A 15567-nucleotide genomic window follows, 5' to 3' on the forward strand; every position below is an offset into this window, starting at 1 on the left:
TTGGTCTGTGTTTGCCGCGCATCCGCTAAAGAGCAAGGCTCCCAGCAAGAATGATGCTAATGCCGTCAGTCCGATGACTGCCATCTTCATTTCGATGCCCCCCTTATGGGCCTTATCGAGAGAAGCCCTCTAGCTGTTAGACCAGAGGGCGTCTCTCATTCCCCCTATTTAGCCTTTACGGCTTAGGGTCGTTCGGGTTGTTGTCGATGTAGATCTTTGCGTGTTCAGCCTTAAGCCTTCCACGCGTGGACTCATCGATACCGAGTTCTTTCCGGTTCTCTCCGAGCCACTTCTTTGCGCGCTTGTTCCATGCGGACGTCTCGGGGTTACCGCCTGAGAGAGTTGACTGAGCGCTATACCGCACTTCCGGCGCATGGTCCCTAGCTACGTCGGCAAAGGGCTTGAGGGCGGCTTCTAGCGCGTCTCGGCTCTTCTTCCCCAGGTCGATTTCCTTGTGTTCAATCGCCCAGTGCCCATCTCCATCTTCAGATTCGTCGTCGGGCTCAATCCACACCGGCGCCGCGAACCGAAGTGTTTGCACGTCTTCTGTGGTTTCACCGTCGACGTCATCGACCAGTTCGACCTTTACATAGACGTCGATTTCTCCGATGCCATCGATGTAAGGCCGGGTGTGGATTACTCCAGGCTTGTCTTTGTCCGCTTCGGTTACCGGTGTAGTGCGCTTTGCCATGGTGCCTCTCTTTCCGGTTGATCGTGCGGGTCATAAGCTAGCACAAGCCCTAGAGCTAGGTAGGCCGCTTACCTAAACGAGTGATTCTCCTGTCGTCTGTCCCTTCTTCGGCGTCGTAGCCGTCGATACGGTTACGTATGTTTCTTCCACTAGCCGAAACCTTCTGTGATTAGTCTCCCTAAAGTGGCTCAGGGTCCAATCGCTGATTTCCGGCCTTGTGAGTCGACTCTTTGAACGCATGCCACAAAGCATGCACCATGCGTGATGGTTGTCGTTCCTTGGTTGGTCTTGCCATAGGGCTATCCTCTGGCTTTCCACGCCATCCCCTTTCAATAGGTTGCCCTATTACGGGAACTGTCCAGGAACCAGCTAGCTGCGTCGGTTTTGATTTGGTGCACTCCGATGAGGGGGAGAGTGAGGATCGGTGTAATAGACGCCACCGAGTCGACCACTTCACCCATCGACACGCTTACGGAGTAGGTCTCTGACACGGCAAGCCCAATGATGGCATTGACGCTTCCGTGAACGTCTTTCAGCCATTCGTCAATCTGGCGATAGGCTTTACCGGGGAGGATAGGGATTAGGTCCCTAACACGAACCCTTAACCAGTACAGGGCATAGATGGGGGTTGCGACGATGCAGACCTCTCGAACGTCGGTTTCACCGCCGACGATGCGGAGTTCTGTGAAGTACCCGATTTCAAGCTCAGTAATCGGGGACTTAGTCGGGTAGATCCCGATTGATGTTGGGTCAATGCCCATGAGAGTCATTCCCTTGGATGGCGTGCGAGACTTCCGCCCAGACGGTTTTACCGACGACTTTCCCTGTTACCCCCATTCGAATGGAGAGCAGATTGACGATAGCCAGTCCTCGACCGGATTCCTTATCCGCCCCATTTACCTTTAGGGGGATAGTGAAGAGCCCGCCGCTGTCTGAGACTTCCACCCTGATTACCTCACTCGTCATAGACAGAGTCAGGTCAACCTCTCGGCCAATGGATGCTGGATTGTGCACGACAGCATTAGTGACTAGCTCAGACACGACGATAATCACGTCGCTAGCCGAGTCTCCTAATCCCCATGCCTTAAGGATTGATCGGGCATAGTCGCGTGCTGCTCTGACGCTTGCGGGGTTCCTGGGAAAGGGTGAGCGCTCAGGCCTGTACGTCGTGGGCGGCTGCATGCCGATCCCTCCCCTGTGGCGGCTTTTCCGGTTGTCGTCTGGTGTGACTGGTGTTCCTGCGGAGCGTTACCGTGCCGTCGACACCGTGTTAGGTGCCACGTAGCACCGTAGACAGTTCACGGTGCCACCATGCACCTCGTGACCATTTCGTTATGTAGATCTTCGGCGGCGTCCGGCCTGGAAGGGCAGAATCATCAACACGACCAGCGCTTACGGAGATTTCGCATGGCAGTGATCAAGAGCCCGACTATGAGGCATAGGCAGCTAGCGAGAACCCTTAAAGAGCTAAGGAATTCAAGAGGTATTAGCCAAGAGGAAATTGCAAGCCGGCTTGGCTACTCCAAATCTAAGATTATCCGTATCGAAAAAGCTGAATCCTATGTCACGACCAGAGACCTTAAGGACATCCTTGACGCCTATGACGTAGAAGACGAATCGGAGCGAGAGAGGATTATCCAGCTAGCCAGGGATGCGAGGGAAAAAGGATGGTGGACTAGGTACTCAAGCTCAGTCGATTCTGCCTACGCGGCTTACATCGCACTCGAATGGGACTCTGATGAGTTGTACGTAGTCGAAACCAGTCTCATTCCAGGTTTGCTACAGACCCCGGCTTACACATCAGCCGTAATCCGGATTCAAGACCCCGAAGCAACAAAGGAGTCTATTGAGGCTCAGCTAAGCGTCAGGAGTGAGCGAAAGGCTATCTTTGAGAAGCCCATCCCTCCAAGGCTTTGGGTTGTCCTGTCCGAGGGCGCGTTGTATCACGTGGTCGGCTCTCCGCAGATAATGCAAGAACAGCTTGAGTCGTTGCTGAGCTATAGCGACGCCTCCAACATCACTATCCAGGTTCTTCCCAGGGACAGTGAATTGAACGTGTGCCTATCTAGCCCGTTCACCATCATGGCGTTTCCCACCAGCGAAGAGCCCGAAGTTATTTACAGTGAAACCACAAGGGGCATCCTGTACTATGAGGACGCTTCAGACACGGAGACTCACGCAACACTATTCCGCCGTCTGAATGTGGCAGCATGCGACGCCGATAGGTCGAAAGACCTAATCGAAAAGGCTATAGCTGAAATGGAGCGCAATAAATGACGGAAGATATCTCGGTGGGGACCGAGTGGTTTAAGTCTTCCTACTCGGGAAACCAGAGCGCGTGTGTAGAGACTCGGTTTGCCTCTGACGCCATCGGCGTTCGGGACTCTAAGGACATCCACGGAGACAAGCTTTCCTTTGGGTCGTCGGCATGGTCGGCGTTCGTCGGAAGCATCAAGACCGACTGACAACCCACATAAAGCTAAGAGGCGGACCCTGTCACGGTGGGTCCGCCTCTTGGTCTTTCAGAAGTTGCTAGACAACCTCATAGGCTTCTAGGACGCGTGCGACGTCTTTCCACGCTCCGCTAGCTGTCCAGTCATCCAATCGGGCTTTGCAAGTGAACCTGGAGACTCCTAGGTTCCTTGGGATGCGTGCCCACGATGCGCCTAGCTTCTCTACGCATACGATCCCAGCGACAACCGCGCGGTAGTCCACGAATGGTCGACCGTTGGTCTTCTCTGCCTTCGCAGGTGGTAGAAGCTTAGAGACCTGTTCCCATACCGGGTCGGGCACCAGCCGTTCAACCGTCACCACTCCTGCAAGCGGGAATGGCTTTGCTCCGTGTGCCGCTCGCGGTTTGGTCACTGACGTGGTTTGCCGCACACTCTTGGCCATGAGTTGCTTATCAGCCGTTGGCTTTCCTACGCGTGCATAGCCGGTCGCACTACTCGCAATGAGTTTCGCATAGCCTTCAACGATTGGGGCGAGAGTCCGAGCCCATTGGATGCTCTGTTCCGTGAGTTCGTGCTTGATGCTTGGCATCAATCGACAAACCCCATTTGAACCTTCTGAGAAGTCATGTCGGCTGAATTCTCTAACCCCGAGCCGGCCGTCGCCTCCAATAAAGTCCAGAATGAGCTTATCGATTTCCGGCCTGAGTACTTCCATAAGGTCTAGAGCGAGGGAGTTCCTGTAGTCTTTATCCTGGTGCAGGAAGCCCATTGTCGGATCTAGTCCTGTGGCATGACAGGCGAACACTGCCTCTACTTCGGCTAGCCGGTAGCAATAGTTCAGCATGGCGTTAATCGGGTCTGTGGCATGTCTCGGCTTGCCGGACTCCAGTGATGCTCTGGACACATACACAGTCCAGTGTGCCGGTACGTGCTCGCTATCCTCCTTGGACCAGGGAATCTCAACTGTCCCGATCCATGCATCCCAATAGACCTGTGCGGCCTTCCCTTCCCATCCTCGGCATTGGTCGACCGTCTTTGATTCCTCAACCTTGGGGATGTAGTCGAGTACCCGCTTAGCCATCTTCTCATTGCCGATCAAACGAAGGTTGTCGGCATGCCCTTTGACCTTCCGGGTAGTCAAGTCTTTAGCGATGTGCAGCCCGAGATTTTCGTTCGGTCCATCCAGTCCCGCAAAGGATTGGGCACGTACAAGTCTCGCGTCTTCTGTTGTCTTGGCACTAGCCATTACCGGGGTGCCTTCAAAGTCGGTGCATACGAGCGAGATACCGACGTCCCTGCACCACGTCATTGCCTCGAAGCTGATGACTCCCTTGGCACCGATCACCACAATGCGCCTAATCGTGCTTTCGACTCGCGCTAGCGTGCGCTCCCTGCGGTGCTTTCCAATGCCGTCGATTACAACAAGGTGGCCCCGATTGACTTTGATGGTGACGCCGTATCCGTCGACCACCATGACGCGGGGGTCTTCCGCCTCACGATTGAAGGCGTCCTCAAAGACGCTACTCTTGCTGTGCATTCCGGAGTCCTTTCACTCTGGTCTGCAAGACCCCGGGTGATGCGCCAACATCGCTCGGGGTCGTTCTGTTTGGTTGTGCCTCCAAGCTAGCTGATAGGTGCCACGTTGCACCTTCACTTGCCGATGTCCGCCGCGCACTAGCTGCCTGCCGTCGTCGGCGCCATGCACCAGCTGCCTGCCGTCGTCGGCGTCGCGCATGAGCTGTCAGCCGTCGTCCTGGTCCAGGTCGTACCGGCCGTTGTGGTTCTGGTCGGCTGACACCCGTCAACGCCGTTGCCGACAACGGGGTTTGGGGCCTCCCTGAGTGTCACTGCCCCGGTAGGTCCGCAGGGGCTCTATGCGGCTCCCTAAGCGGCTTGCAGTGGTTCCGTGCGCCCTGGTTCCGCCCGCTCCTTTGTCGGTCGTTCTGGAGCGCTGTAGCGAGTCGCCAACTGGTCTGAAGCTGTGTGCCGTCGTTGTGGTCCTGGTCCAGTTGGTCACCGTGATGCCCATCGACTGACACCCCGTCATCCAGTCGCCGACAAAGACATCGGGACCCGTTCCCAGTGCCGAAATCCCCCAATGCCCGCAGCGACCATGCGGGGATGCCTCAGAGGCTTGCAGCGTCCCTGTGGGGCTTGTTCCGGCGTGGCCCGAAGCTGGGTGTCGTCGTGCTGGTCGCCTTGTCCCTGCCTGTGACTCTCTGTAAAAACTTACTTCTCAATGCCACGGAGTGTGAAAACTGGCCGGTTGAGGGGGTGCACGGACAGTGATGACTGACGGCACGTCAGCAAAGCAGGCCTCTGACCTGCGGTGATGAGAGGTCTAATCCTCACTCATAGTAATTTCCTCTGTGTCGGCCTATCTCGACCACCCTGGACCGAGGGCCCTAGGGGGGTCCTGGGAGGCCACGAGAGAGCCGTACACGGCTTTTGATCTTGTACGCGTCGGTAACTTAGAAACGGGCATTACGGACATGCAGGTTTGACCGCTCTTTGACCTTTGATTCGAAGGTGAGTGCCCACTCTGGCCTTAGAATTGAAAATAGGCACTCAGACCCCCGTCGGCGGCCCGATCCGGCGCCGACACGGCCCGCCGGAGCTGTCCCCCGGTTCTCGGAACCTCTCTCGGAAGATCCATGAATACGAATCCAGGGTTTGTCACCATCACGGAAATCGCTACACGCACCGGCGAATCATATATAACCGTCCGTCGCCGAATTGACCAGGGAGTCATCAAGGCCACTAGGACGGCTTTGGGATTCATCATCAATCCCGATGTCGCTGAAAAATACATCCGAGCCCGACGTGAGGTTGTCAAGGGAAAGGCATACTGCAATGTCGAATCCCTTAAAGAAAAGATGAATTCCGACGACGGCCGGCTTCCAAACTAAGGAATACGAACAATGCAATTCCCTCAGCAGTTTCCCTTTCTTATTGTTCCCACTGGAGCGGCTGGAGCTATGGCGCGCATCGCAATCAACGAACATCAGAACGGCCTCATCGACATCTACAACTCGAACGGGGCTCTAGTCGACGCCATCGGAGGAGCCAACGGACAGTTTCTCATTTACAACTCTAGCGGTGCCGGAGCCGGGAATCTGGTTATCTCCATTGCCTCTGCGGGTGGCACCGATCCTTACGGGAACACCTACGTAGCCGGATACGCCGTGTATAACGGCTCCACCGTCGAATACCACCAGGACCTTTCTGGAAACCTGATGATTGGTCCTAGCGGTTCGGGTAACTTCAAGTTCAGCCCGAGTGGCTCGACCACGATGCAGATGTTTGACAACAGCGGCCACCTTGCGGCGCAGTTCGACGCTAATACCGGTCTGTTCACCATGCTCGACAACACTGATCTCACCTTCGTTCAGCTCAACACGAGCAACCCCGCTGTGAACATCAATGGCGGAATCGTCATAGGCAACATCACAACGCCCGGTGTCATGCCTACCGCAACGCAGATTGAAAACAGCGGAATCATCACGTACAACGGGACCGGCGCCGCCCTCGACATTATTTCCCCCCTCGGCGTCACTCAGAACAATCAGACTGAGGTTCAGGTCGTTCCGGGTGTCAGCAATGGCGGCACCGGCACCACCAGTGCAGGCGCAGTCATCTTCCGTTCCACCAACGTGAACTCAACTACTCCGGCTGATATCGACATCTTCACGCCGGGAACCATCATCAAGACAGACAGGACTAACGGAGACTCCGCCTTTACGTGGCAAACTCCCTCTCTCGGAACCGGTTGGGCTTCCGGAGCGTCCGGAGGTACTTATGCCGGATTGCAGTACCGGCGAGATGCCTTCGATAACTTGGTTCTAGTGGGGACGATTCACACAACGTCGACCACCCCGGCCTCAACCATCTTCACTGTGCCTAGCCCTTCGGGATATCGGCCCGGACAGAACTGGCGTGTTCCGGTAGTCACGAACAGCGCTGGTACCCACAGCGCTAACGCGCTCATCGTCAATACGAACGGCACCGTGACTATGTCGACAGCTCTCACTACGTCTTCCACGGACGTCTACATTGATGCGCTTATCCCGCTCGGCCACATCTCTTGACAGGGTGTCCATGATGAGAGAAGCCAAGTCGGAAACAGCCGGGGAAAGTGTTCAGCGAGGAACGACTATGACGCGACTCCTGAACAACTTCACCGAATCTCTGGTTCACACAATGCAAGTCCATCGTTTCTCGAACTGGATGATTTCTCGGCTGGAGTCTTCTTCTGACATCAGCGCCGGTCTGTACATTTCCTCTTTGAGGGCACACGGTCTCCACCGATTCGCTGACATCGTCGAAAAGAGCCACAACACAGATTTTCACTTGCATCGTGTAGATGTGGCTGTAGATGATGACATTGAAAAGTGCGTAGACCTGATTCTAGGTCGGGCCGTACTTCACTGTCACTCTCTCAAGTCGACTAGTGGCAAGACTGGAGTCAAGGAACTGATCTCCGCACGCTCGTTTCTCAGGAAGGAACGTAAGCGCATAGGGCGGAACCACCAGGGCTGTTTGCGGCTCCTCATGCTTACTCTCGCAGGATTCCGCAATAGCACCAGCACTCTCACTCTCGAAGATGTACAGAATCTCAAGAACCTCATTCCCAACTGCGTCATGGACTACAGCCCGCGTACCGTGGCCGACTGACCTACCGACTTAACAGGTGAACCCGAATGAAATTCGCCGACACACTAAAACTGGGATTCGATACCGAGACAACAGGCGTCGATGTGAAAGAGGCCCGTATCGTCACCGCAGCACTGGTAATGCCGGGCATGTTCAGTCACGCGATCCTGATAGACCCCGGCATCGAAATACCGGTAGAAGCAAGCGAGATTCACGGGGTCACGACCGAGATAGCTAGGGCAGAGGGCATGAAGTCTCGGGAAGGCATCGAATGGATAGCGAGCAACCTTGTTGAAGGCCTTCGCAGAGGACTTCCGGTAGTTGCCTTCAATCTGTCCTATGACTGGTCGGTGTTGCACCACGAGCTTATAAGGAACGGTCTGCCAACTATCACTGACCGGCTAGGGGTTAATCCGTACTATCTAGTCGACCCCTATGTCCTGGACAAGAGAATAGACAAGTACCGCAAGGGCTCCAGGAAGCTACAGGACATGGCAGGGCATTACGGCGTTGATGGGATTGAGGACTGGCACAGTGCCGACGCCGACGCGCTAGCAGCTGTCATGGTGGCAGAGAAGATATTCGAGAGGTTTCCGTATCTCAACGAATCCAGCCCCAAACAGCTTTACTGGGAACAGGTTCGATGGAGACGAGATCAATGCAGAAGCTTGGAAGCGTACTTTAGGAACCCCGATAAGTCGGGTGAAAAGTACGATCCCAATGCGGTAGTCAATTCCGACTGGCCACTTCAACACTAGAAAGGCGAATGAAATGAAGGCACTGGGAATCGCGATGTTCATCGTTGGATACGCGCTGTTCTATAGCGGGGCATCCAATCTCTTCACCGGCGGGCAGGGATGGGGTTTTCTTCAGTCCCTTCTCAACAAGGGCGAGAACAACAATTCCGGCATTACATCGAACTCGGTTGGTGGTTCCTGGCAGAGCAATGGTTCTTCCGGAGGATCTACTAGCGGCGGTGGTTTGTCCGGTTGGGACATTACCGGCGGGATATTGGGAGGTCTGGCGAACGGTTACCTTAAGATGATCGATCCCCGAAACTGGCTCTAAGACTCTCGCAGTCATTCCGAAGCTATAGGAGGATAACTAAACATGGGTAAAAGCAGCTCAGATCCCGCAATCGTCATGGTTGCCATAGCGGTAGCTGTCTTCACTGTATGGGCCGTCATGGTTCCACGGTGACGGATGGTTCATAACTACATCTGAACAGGTCGAAAGAGTGAGTCACTCGTGAGTCACGAAGCGCGAATGAGTAAAAACCCCTGGTGGTATGCACCGGGGGTTTTCTCATGCCCGTTTATCACTACTGCGGTTCTGTGAATATGGGTGACCAGAGATAAGAAATTGGAAGGGACGGCCGGCCGTTGGGTGGAGTTGAAATAGAAGAAAGTGGAGAATAGGTTATGGAGAATAGGAATTATGAGTAAACGAGGGCTTGGGGCTTTGCCATGGCTTTACCGGGGGTATTTGCCTATGGGGGCTATAGGGGCGCATAATTGTATTCAGAGGGCGGGGGGCACCACTTCCCACCTCTAAAGCTTGGCTGCGTATTCCTCACTTTGATTGCGAGAACAATGGTGTACGAGGATTTTCCGTACGTAAGCATTTCAGAAGCCGCTAAGGCTGCTGACGAGGCTTTCGTGACTATTCAGAAGCGCATCAACGACGGCATCATTAAGGCTGCGAAGGCCTCGGCCGGTATCTACATCCGAAAGGATGAACTTGCTAGGTACCTCAAGATTCGAGGGCCCAAGAATGAACTTCGCTACTACACAACCGATGGCCTTAAGCGCAAGTTCGCCGAAGCTGAAAAGCAGGAAAATGGGGAGTCCCACCGTGAGCACAACTAATCGAAACGCAGAAGATCTTGCCTTCCAGCGTGAAAAGCGTGACCTGTACTTCGATCGAGTGGGCGCCTATCAGGATGACGAGTCAATAGCATTCGTAGACATCCTGGAAGGGTTCATCGTACTCCCTAAGTCGGCTTTGACTAAGGCGGAGATCGATGAAATTCACATCTACATCGTTGTTGCTTTCTACGCGGCCAACGGCAACGCCCTCGCTCGGAAGATGCTCAATCACTTCAACCTGAGTGGCGTCATGGATGGGCGACGCTGGTTTGAGACAGACCTAAAGGTTGTGACGGCAATCTTCGAAAGGCTGCAAGAGAGGGGTTCTGGAAATGGATGAGAGTCTCATTCCTGTCGATCAAAGGACTTCCGGACACGTTTACATCATGTGTTTCGAGGATCCAACTATTCTCAAGAGTACTTCCGACGATTATAGGCGTGACGATGGAAAAGACATTCCCGTCCGTCACTACGTAGGGATTACTAGGCAACTCCCTCCAGAAATCCGCATTGCAGAACATGTCAAGGCGGGAACTAAGTATCTCTACTGCCTCATACCGGCAAACGACGGTGTGGGAGAAGATATTGTCAAACACAGCGGAATTTGCCCCTTCTGTCACGAGAGTACGACTCCGCCTAATTGGCAGAAGCTAAACCCATTCCCACCAATGTTCGATGACTTTAAGAGCCCTAGGGAAGGGATGTTCACCCAAGATGATGCAAGGTTGCGGTTCCGGAAATACCTGAGAATTCAATAGAGCCAGATTCTAAACCTTCCCAGGGATAGTCGATTTAAGTAGTGAGCGGAGAGAAGAAGAATGAGTGACAGGGACCGGTATAACTCTAACTACATCTTCATGATTACCGCTGAAAGCGGACCCGTATGGATGCCGGTAGCTAGCACTAACGGCAATGAGTCATACCTCATTGTCGAGCACTTCAAGGCAGTCCATGACTATCTAGACGGAAAAGTGAGTGAGGAATATCTGTCGCAGTATTCCGCATTCTCAGTCGCTGGATACACCTTCGAGACTGACCCGGAAACGCTAGAGCAATTGGCCTATGCCGGTGAGGTAGACGTACAAGAGCTTTACGAGTCATAGCGATTAGGCATCACCTCACCGAGGGGCCGTCATGGCGATAGGCGTATGCATCCAATGCGGGTATCAGGCTCCCATCGAACTTCACCACGTTGCCGGACATCGCAATAACCCGGATCTAGTCGTACCTCTCTGCAAGAGCTGCCACAAGCTGATGTCGTCTCGCCAATGGGTGCACCGAACACCAATGAGGGAAGACGACTACCGGGAAGGCCTGTCGACGGTAGTCAACACGATTACCGGCTTCACGGACATTCTTGAATCCAAGCTCATGATGATGAGCGGGACCATGGACGTGGAAGACATGAAGCAAATCTCAGAAGATGCGGCAATCCTCTTTCGCCTTCTAGAGCGGCTGGCAAGGAATGCATCCCGAGGCTTTGACGAAATGGCAACCCCCACCCCTAAGACATCCAAGCTTCGGAAGTCGCCTAATAATCGCCAGTCGGGCGAGCATGGCATAGAGGTAGTTCGGGAACTTGCATCCAGCATCTCTCCAATCGCGAATCTCGCATATGGAGATGATGGGAAGATTCCCGAAGCTCTGAGGGCTATCTGTGAAAATCCAGAGCGTTTCATCAAGTGGAGTGAAGAGACAGAGATTGATATCGAAGCTCTGTCAGAGAAAGCCTTCCGAATGATTCTGGCGGTAATCGTCGGCATAGGTCAAACGCTAAAGGGGATCGCCGATGTATTCGACGTAATCGAAAAAGGTCTTGAGCCTATTCTCGAAGAACTAGAGGATTTCATCAAATGAGCGGCATCACGCGAGTTTCCAAAGTCCGGGGATGGACTAAGGCAAAGAAGGAAACGAAAGGCGCTTCTAGGAATTCCGGAAAGCGGCAGCCGGCTTCGGGTAACAGGAATGTCGAAACTAAGGTTGAGCACATCCTTGTTTTCGATACGGAAACCACGACTGACGAGACTCAGAGGCTCAATTTCGGCTCCGCTATCTATATGGCCGTAGGCCGTAGCGGTGAGTTTCACCCGGTGGCGGAAATCCTGTTTTACGCCGATGACCTTCTGAAGCGAGACCCGGAGGGGTTTGCAACGCTTCAGAACTACGTCACCAGGGGCAGTCTCTACAAGCGTCTTCAGTATTCCGACCCCAGCATGAAGACCATTGCCGATTGGAACGCTCTTGGAGTCCCCGAGGAACTGAGCCAGTCCGGCAAGCTTGCAGAACACACGGTTACCGGTTATGCGAAGAATAGCTATTCCTCGGTAGTCGATGTGCTCGCAGCTTTCCGGGATCGCGTACAGCGGGAACCGTTTGATGACATCCTCCTGATGTCTCAGTCGGAATTCCTTGTGTACCTAACTGAAGTCGGATACCCCTCTGACGAGTGGTCCGGCAACAAGCCAGCCACAGTCATAGCGCACAACATGCCTTTCGATATCTCCCGTGTCGCCCTGGGAGTGACTAAGGCCATGAAGCAATACACCGGCGGATTCACCTTCACCACTCGTGTTACTGACTCCGGTGACGCCAACAAGAACCGCAACATTCGAGTGGTCAAGCGCGGTGTTAAGGGAAGCATGTTCGGTTACACCGGCGAGTCTTTCGGGGAACCCTCCTTCTTCACTGATACGTCCACCCTGGCATTTGGGCTGCATGCGAAGACGTTTAGCCTACAAAGACTTTGTGAACTTTACGGAATGCCCGGTAAGCATGACGTCGAGGAACACGGAAAGATCACCCTGGATTACATCGCATATTGCCGGAGGGACGTGCAGGCTACTGCCGACGTGTACCGACGACTCATAGCCGACTTGGGCACACACCCGATTGAGCTTTCCGATAACAAGGTGTTTTCATCTGCGTCCGTCGGAAAGGCGTATCTCAAAGCTATGAAGGTGGCGCCCCCCAGGGAAAAGAGCAACAACATTGATGACCGGATCAACGGCTACGTAATGACCTCCTTCTATGGCGGTCGTGCAGAAGCCCACACGCGACGCGTAGCGACCCCGGTCTATCACGTTGACTTCACATCCATGTACCCCACGGTAAATGCCCTCATGGGCAACTGGAAGCTTCTAAGCCACGAGGCTATTGAAGCCAAGGATGAGACGGAAGCCGTTAGGAAGTTCATCAATAGCGCAACGGTTGATGACCTCTTTGACCCTGAGATATGGGAAGAGATGCGAGGGATTGTGAAGGTGATTCCTCACGGAGACTTGTTCCCCATTCGCACCCAGTTTGGAAACAAGGGAGAGACTATCGGCATTAGCCACGTCAGCCATACGGGCGGTGTCTGGTACTCAATCCCCGATGCAGTCAATGCGCGCATTCACGGCAATGAACTTCAGATCATGCAGGCTTACAGGTTCTATCCAAGCGGCGGCATAGACAAATCTCTTACGCCGGTCAATCTACTTGGATCCGTATACGTCGACCCGGCAGAAGAAGACTTTTTCAAGAAAGTCATTGAAGAGCGGGTTGTCATCAAGTGTGCGGGTGATGGCGAAGATGGTTGCACCTGTGAGGGATGCAATCACAGGCAGGCTCTCAAGATTCTTGCCAATGCCACCTCCTACGGCGTGTTCGTGGAGTTCAACCGTGATGAATCCCTTGCCGAATCAGAAGAAGTCATCTACGGCAACGATGACAACCCATGGTCAATGAACGTCCACAAGCCCGAAGATCCTGGTCCGTATTGCTTCCCCGGAATCGGCACCACCATTACCGGCGCGGCCCGACTGCTCTTGGGAATGATGGAAAAGCTAGTCACTGACGCCGGGGGCACGTGGATTATGTGCGACACGGATTCAATGGCAATCGCAGCGTCGCAGGAAGGCGGATATATCGCGCCGGAAGCTGTATTCCCGCCTAAGTGGGTCGAGGGCGATTACCCCAATGCCATTCCGATTCTCAGCTATGAAGTGGCCGAAGGCATCAAGAGCCGGTTTGATTCCCTCAGTCCTTACCGACCTTCTAACGGTGAGGTAGTGCCCGCGCTCAAGAGGGAAAAGCCTAAGAAGCTCGCCGATCCGCAGGTGTATTGCTTCGCTATCTCGGCCAAGAGGTACGCGATGTTCAACTACATAGACGGTGAGATTCGGATTATCACCAACAAGGAACACGGCCTAGGGCTCTACATGAACCCCGTGAACCCCGCAAAGAAGGATGAGAAAGGAAAGCGAGACTGGGCTAAAGACGCATGGGAGTACATGATTCGAAAGGATCTCGGATTGAAGTATGAAGAGCCTGCATGGTTCTCAAAACCAGCAATGATGCGAAACAGTATTTCGACCTGGGGGCAGTACGTGAATCTCTCGAAGTGGAACGAGGGAAAGGCTTACCAGGATCAAATCAAGCCGTACAACTTCACTATTAGCCCGGTAGTCGCTAGCTCCATCCTTTACGGAAAAGACTTCCGGCTTATGGCCCCCTTCAACACCAACCCCGAAAAGTGGACGCAGATGAGCTTTATCAATGTCCATGATGCGGGAAGCCCTCTCTTTCAAATCGCCACGGACCGAGAGAGCTATCGACTCGCCCCGCTCGGTGGTAACAGGGTCGTTCGAGTCAAGTCTTACGCCGACGTCATAGAAGACTACCTAAGACACCCCGAAGAAAAGTTCTGTGGCCCCGATGGAAAGCGATGCCGCACCGATACAAGGGGGGTTCTTCAAAGGCATCACGTAGACATCTCATCCATCCTGCATCAAGGAAAGGAAACAAACGGGCTAGAGGATGGAGAGCGCAATTACGTAATCGAGGAAACCAAGTCTACGGAGTATTGGCAAGACAGCGGCGACTTTAGGCGGTTGGTCGTGCCTGTATTGAACGCACTGGAGCGAAAGAAGGTCACTCAAGCTATAAGCAAGGGAACCACATCGGTAAGCGCGAAAACCCTGCGAAGGATTCTCAACCAGGGCGACACTCCAAGCGACCGAATCATGCAAGCTCTCATAGATGCAACGGTAGTAGCGCTTATCGCGGACATGAAGGGCACCGGAATGGTTCCCGAATGGAAGAACCCCACTCTTGCAAAACCACGATGGCGCGAGATCTGTCACGAATGGCTCGGAACCCAGAAAGGCAAGACCAATGACCAGCAAGCGTGAAACGGCAATAGCAGATGCAGCTCTCAAGTGTTGGATCAAAGCGGCAGGACGTAACCCGCAATGGCCAACCATTCACCCAATCGCACAAATCATTCTGGCAATCTACTTCGTAGCGGGATGCATCTATGGAAGCTTCCAGACGATAGAAGAAGCCCTCAATCACGGAGGACTCTTCCTTGACGGGGTGGGCGAAACCACTCTGTATCGAGCCATGAGCCGATCGAGCTAATAGACATAAGGGTGGGAAGCTCTTAGGGAGGTTCCCATCCCTCCATCACAAGAAAGAGGCCGTAATGAAACGTCATCACTCCCTACTCGCAGTCGCGGCATTCGTGATCGTCATCAACGCAGCTTGGATGTACCGAATGACTCACCCTAAGAACAAATAGCAGGATGGAGAGTAAACAATGGAACTCTATGCACTACTACTCAAGAAAGACGCTTCCATAGGGGCCAACCGAGACTCTACCGAATGGAAGATTACCGAGATAGGAACCGACCTAGCCTCATTCGAAGAACTAGTGAGGCGAAACCCTAAGCGCCGGGCAGTTGCAAGAATAGGCGAACTCATGGAAGTCAAGCCTATTAAGAAGCCGCACATTAGCGAAGCACCGTTCTAGAGATAGATGAGGATAGGCGAGATGAGCCCGATAATTGTCACTGTGTGCACTGTCGCAGCGTTCCTGTTAGGGATAATCCTCATGGGAGTATGGACCAGCGAATCTCCGGCC

General features: G+C 53.8%; 15 protein-coding genes. 10 read left to right on the top strand and 5 right to left on the bottom strand.

Translation table 11 applies throughout. The features are described from left to right. Positions 1-175: 175 nt before the first annotated feature. From ACZ4MF_RS47315 to ACZ4MF_RS47330, 4 genes are all read right to left on the bottom strand, one after another. A complete protein-coding gene (locus ACZ4MF_RS47315; protein WP_467500442.1) occupies positions 176-691 on the bottom strand; it encodes a hypothetical protein in 516 nt (171 codons plus the stop codon). A gap of 72 nt (positions 692-763) precedes the next feature. After that, positions 764-1009 (bottom strand): DUF7848 domain-containing protein, encoded by a 246-nt coding sequence (locus ACZ4MF_RS47320; RefSeq protein WP_467500444.1) that lies wholly within the window; start codon positions 1007-1009, stop codon positions 764-766. Between the two features lie 11 nt (positions 1010-1020). Continuing rightward, positions 1021-1452, bottom strand: coding sequence for a hypothetical protein (locus ACZ4MF_RS47325; protein ID WP_467500445.1), 432 nt, complete (start codon positions 1450-1452; stop codon positions 1021-1023). Next, entirely contained in the window at positions 1442-1873 is a 432-nt protein-coding gene (locus tag ACZ4MF_RS47330) for an ATP-binding protein (protein ID WP_467500447.1), read from the bottom strand. Before ACZ4MF_RS47330 ends, ACZ4MF_RS47325 begins: the two co-directional genes overlap by 11 nt. Positions 1874-2098: 225 nt before the next feature. Here ACZ4MF_RS47330 and ACZ4MF_RS47335 point away from each other — a divergent pair, with 225 nt between their 5' ends. Continuing rightward, on the top strand, positions 2099-2968 hold the full coding sequence (locus tag ACZ4MF_RS47335) for a helix-turn-helix domain-containing protein (protein ID WP_467500449.1): 870 nt from the start codon (positions 2099-2101) through the stop codon (positions 2966-2968). Next, entirely contained in the window at positions 2965-3156 is a 192-nt protein-coding gene (locus ACZ4MF_RS47340; protein ID WP_467500451.1) for a DUF397 domain-containing protein, read from the top strand. The genes ACZ4MF_RS47335 and ACZ4MF_RS47340 overlap by 4 nt, the downstream gene beginning before the upstream one ends. Positions 3157-3223: 67 nt before the next feature. Here the strand turns inward: ACZ4MF_RS47340 and cas1 are convergent, their stop codons facing one another. Next, entirely contained in the window at positions 3224-4681 is a 1458-nt protein-coding gene (gene cas1, locus ACZ4MF_RS47345) for a CRISPR-associated endonuclease Cas1 (protein WP_467500453.1), read from the bottom strand. Positions 4682-6065: 1384 nt separating this feature from the next. Here cas1 and ACZ4MF_RS47350 point away from each other — a divergent pair. The 8 genes from ACZ4MF_RS47350 to ACZ4MF_RS47385 all read left to right on the top strand — a co-directional run bounded on the left by ACZ4MF_RS47350 (position 6066) and on the right by ACZ4MF_RS47385 (position 15456). Further along, complete coding sequence (locus ACZ4MF_RS47350; RefSeq protein ID WP_467500455.1) at positions 6066-7232, top strand: hypothetical protein; 1167 nt, start codon at positions 6066-6068, stop codon at positions 7230-7232. 612 nt (positions 7233-7844) lie between these two features. Then, positions 7845-8555 carry an exonuclease domain-containing protein gene (locus tag ACZ4MF_RS47355; protein ID WP_467500457.1) on the top strand — a complete coding sequence of 237 codons (711 nt, stop codon included), beginning with the start codon at positions 7845-7847 and terminating at the stop codon, positions 8553-8555. A gap of 13 nt (positions 8556-8568) precedes the next feature. Continuing rightward, positions 8569-8865, top strand: a complete 297-nt coding sequence (locus ACZ4MF_RS47360) for a hypothetical protein (RefSeq protein ID WP_467500459.1) — start codon at positions 8569-8571, stop codon at positions 8863-8865. Positions 8866-9389: 524 nt separating this feature from the next. Further along, positions 9390-9665: a hypothetical protein gene (locus ACZ4MF_RS47365; protein ID WP_467500460.1), complete on the top strand. Its 276-nt coding sequence runs from the start codon at positions 9390-9392 to the stop codon at positions 9663-9665. Continuing rightward, positions 9652-10005: a hypothetical protein gene (locus ACZ4MF_RS47370; protein WP_467500462.1), complete on the top strand. Its 354-nt coding sequence runs from the start codon at positions 9652-9654 to the stop codon at positions 10003-10005. Before ACZ4MF_RS47365 ends, ACZ4MF_RS47370 begins: the two co-directional genes overlap by 14 nt. A 947-nt stretch (positions 10006-10952) precedes the next feature. After that, positions 10953-11522 (top strand): hypothetical protein, encoded by a 570-nt coding sequence (locus ACZ4MF_RS47375; protein ID WP_467500464.1) that lies wholly within the window; start codon positions 10953-10955, stop codon positions 11520-11522. Beyond that, positions 11519-14836 carry a DNA polymerase gene (locus ACZ4MF_RS47380; RefSeq protein ID WP_467500466.1) on the top strand — a complete coding sequence of 1106 codons (3318 nt, stop codon included), beginning with the start codon at positions 11519-11521 and terminating at the stop codon, positions 14834-14836. The genes ACZ4MF_RS47375 and ACZ4MF_RS47380 overlap by 4 nt, the downstream gene beginning before the upstream one ends. 407 nt (positions 14837-15243) lie before the next feature. Beyond that, the gene (locus ACZ4MF_RS47385) at positions 15244-15456 is read left to right on the top strand and encodes a hypothetical protein (protein ID WP_467500468.1); all 213 of its coding nucleotides are present in this window, start codon (positions 15244-15246) and stop codon (positions 15454-15456) included. The last annotated feature ends 111 nt before the right edge of the window (positions 15457-15567 follow it).

The organism is Streptomyces sp. NPDC025793, assembly GCF_055558375.1.

Excerpts from the sequence above, each read along its gene's own strand:
- ACZ4MF_RS47315 (WP_467500442.1), bottom strand. The coding sequence starts at position 691 with ATGGCAAAGCGCACTACACCGGTAACCGAAGCGGACAAAGACAAGCCT.
- ACZ4MF_RS47325 (WP_467500445.1), bottom strand. The coding sequence starts at position 1,452 with ATGGGCATTGACCCAACATCAATCGGGATCTACCCGACTAAGTCCCCG.
- ACZ4MF_RS47330 (WP_467500447.1), bottom strand. The coding sequence starts at position 1,873 with ATGCAGCCGCCCACGACGTACAGGCCTGAGCGCTCACCCTTTCCCAGG.
- ACZ4MF_RS47335 (WP_467500449.1), top strand. The coding sequence starts at position 2,099 with ATGGCAGTGATCAAGAGCCCGACTATGAGGCATAGGCAGCTAGCGAGA.
- ACZ4MF_RS47340 (WP_467500451.1), top strand. The coding sequence starts at position 2,965 with ATGACGGAAGATATCTCGGTGGGGACCGAGTGGTTTAAGTCTTCCTAC.
- cas1 (WP_467500453.1), bottom strand. The coding sequence starts at position 4,681 with ATGCACAGCAAGAGTAGCGTCTTTGAGGACGCCTTCAATCGTGAGGCG.
- ACZ4MF_RS47350 (WP_467500455.1), top strand. The coding sequence starts at position 6,066 with ATGCAATTCCCTCAGCAGTTTCCCTTTCTTATTGTTCCCACTGGAGCG.
- ACZ4MF_RS47355 (WP_467500457.1), top strand. The coding sequence starts at position 7,845 with ATGAAATTCGCCGACACACTAAAACTGGGATTCGATACCGAGACAACA.
- ACZ4MF_RS47360 (WP_467500459.1), top strand. The coding sequence starts at position 8,569 with ATGAAGGCACTGGGAATCGCGATGTTCATCGTTGGATACGCGCTGTTC.
- ACZ4MF_RS47365 (WP_467500460.1), top strand. The coding sequence starts at position 9,390 with ATGGTGTACGAGGATTTTCCGTACGTAAGCATTTCAGAAGCCGCTAAG.
- ACZ4MF_RS47375 (WP_467500464.1), top strand. The coding sequence starts at position 10,953 with ATGAGGGAAGACGACTACCGGGAAGGCCTGTCGACGGTAGTCAACACG.
- ACZ4MF_RS47380 (WP_467500466.1), top strand. The coding sequence starts at position 11,519 with ATGAGCGGCATCACGCGAGTTTCCAAAGTCCGGGGATGGACTAAGGCA.
- ACZ4MF_RS47385 (WP_467500468.1), top strand. The coding sequence starts at position 15,244 with ATGGAACTCTATGCACTACTACTCAAGAAAGACGCTTCCATAGGGGCC.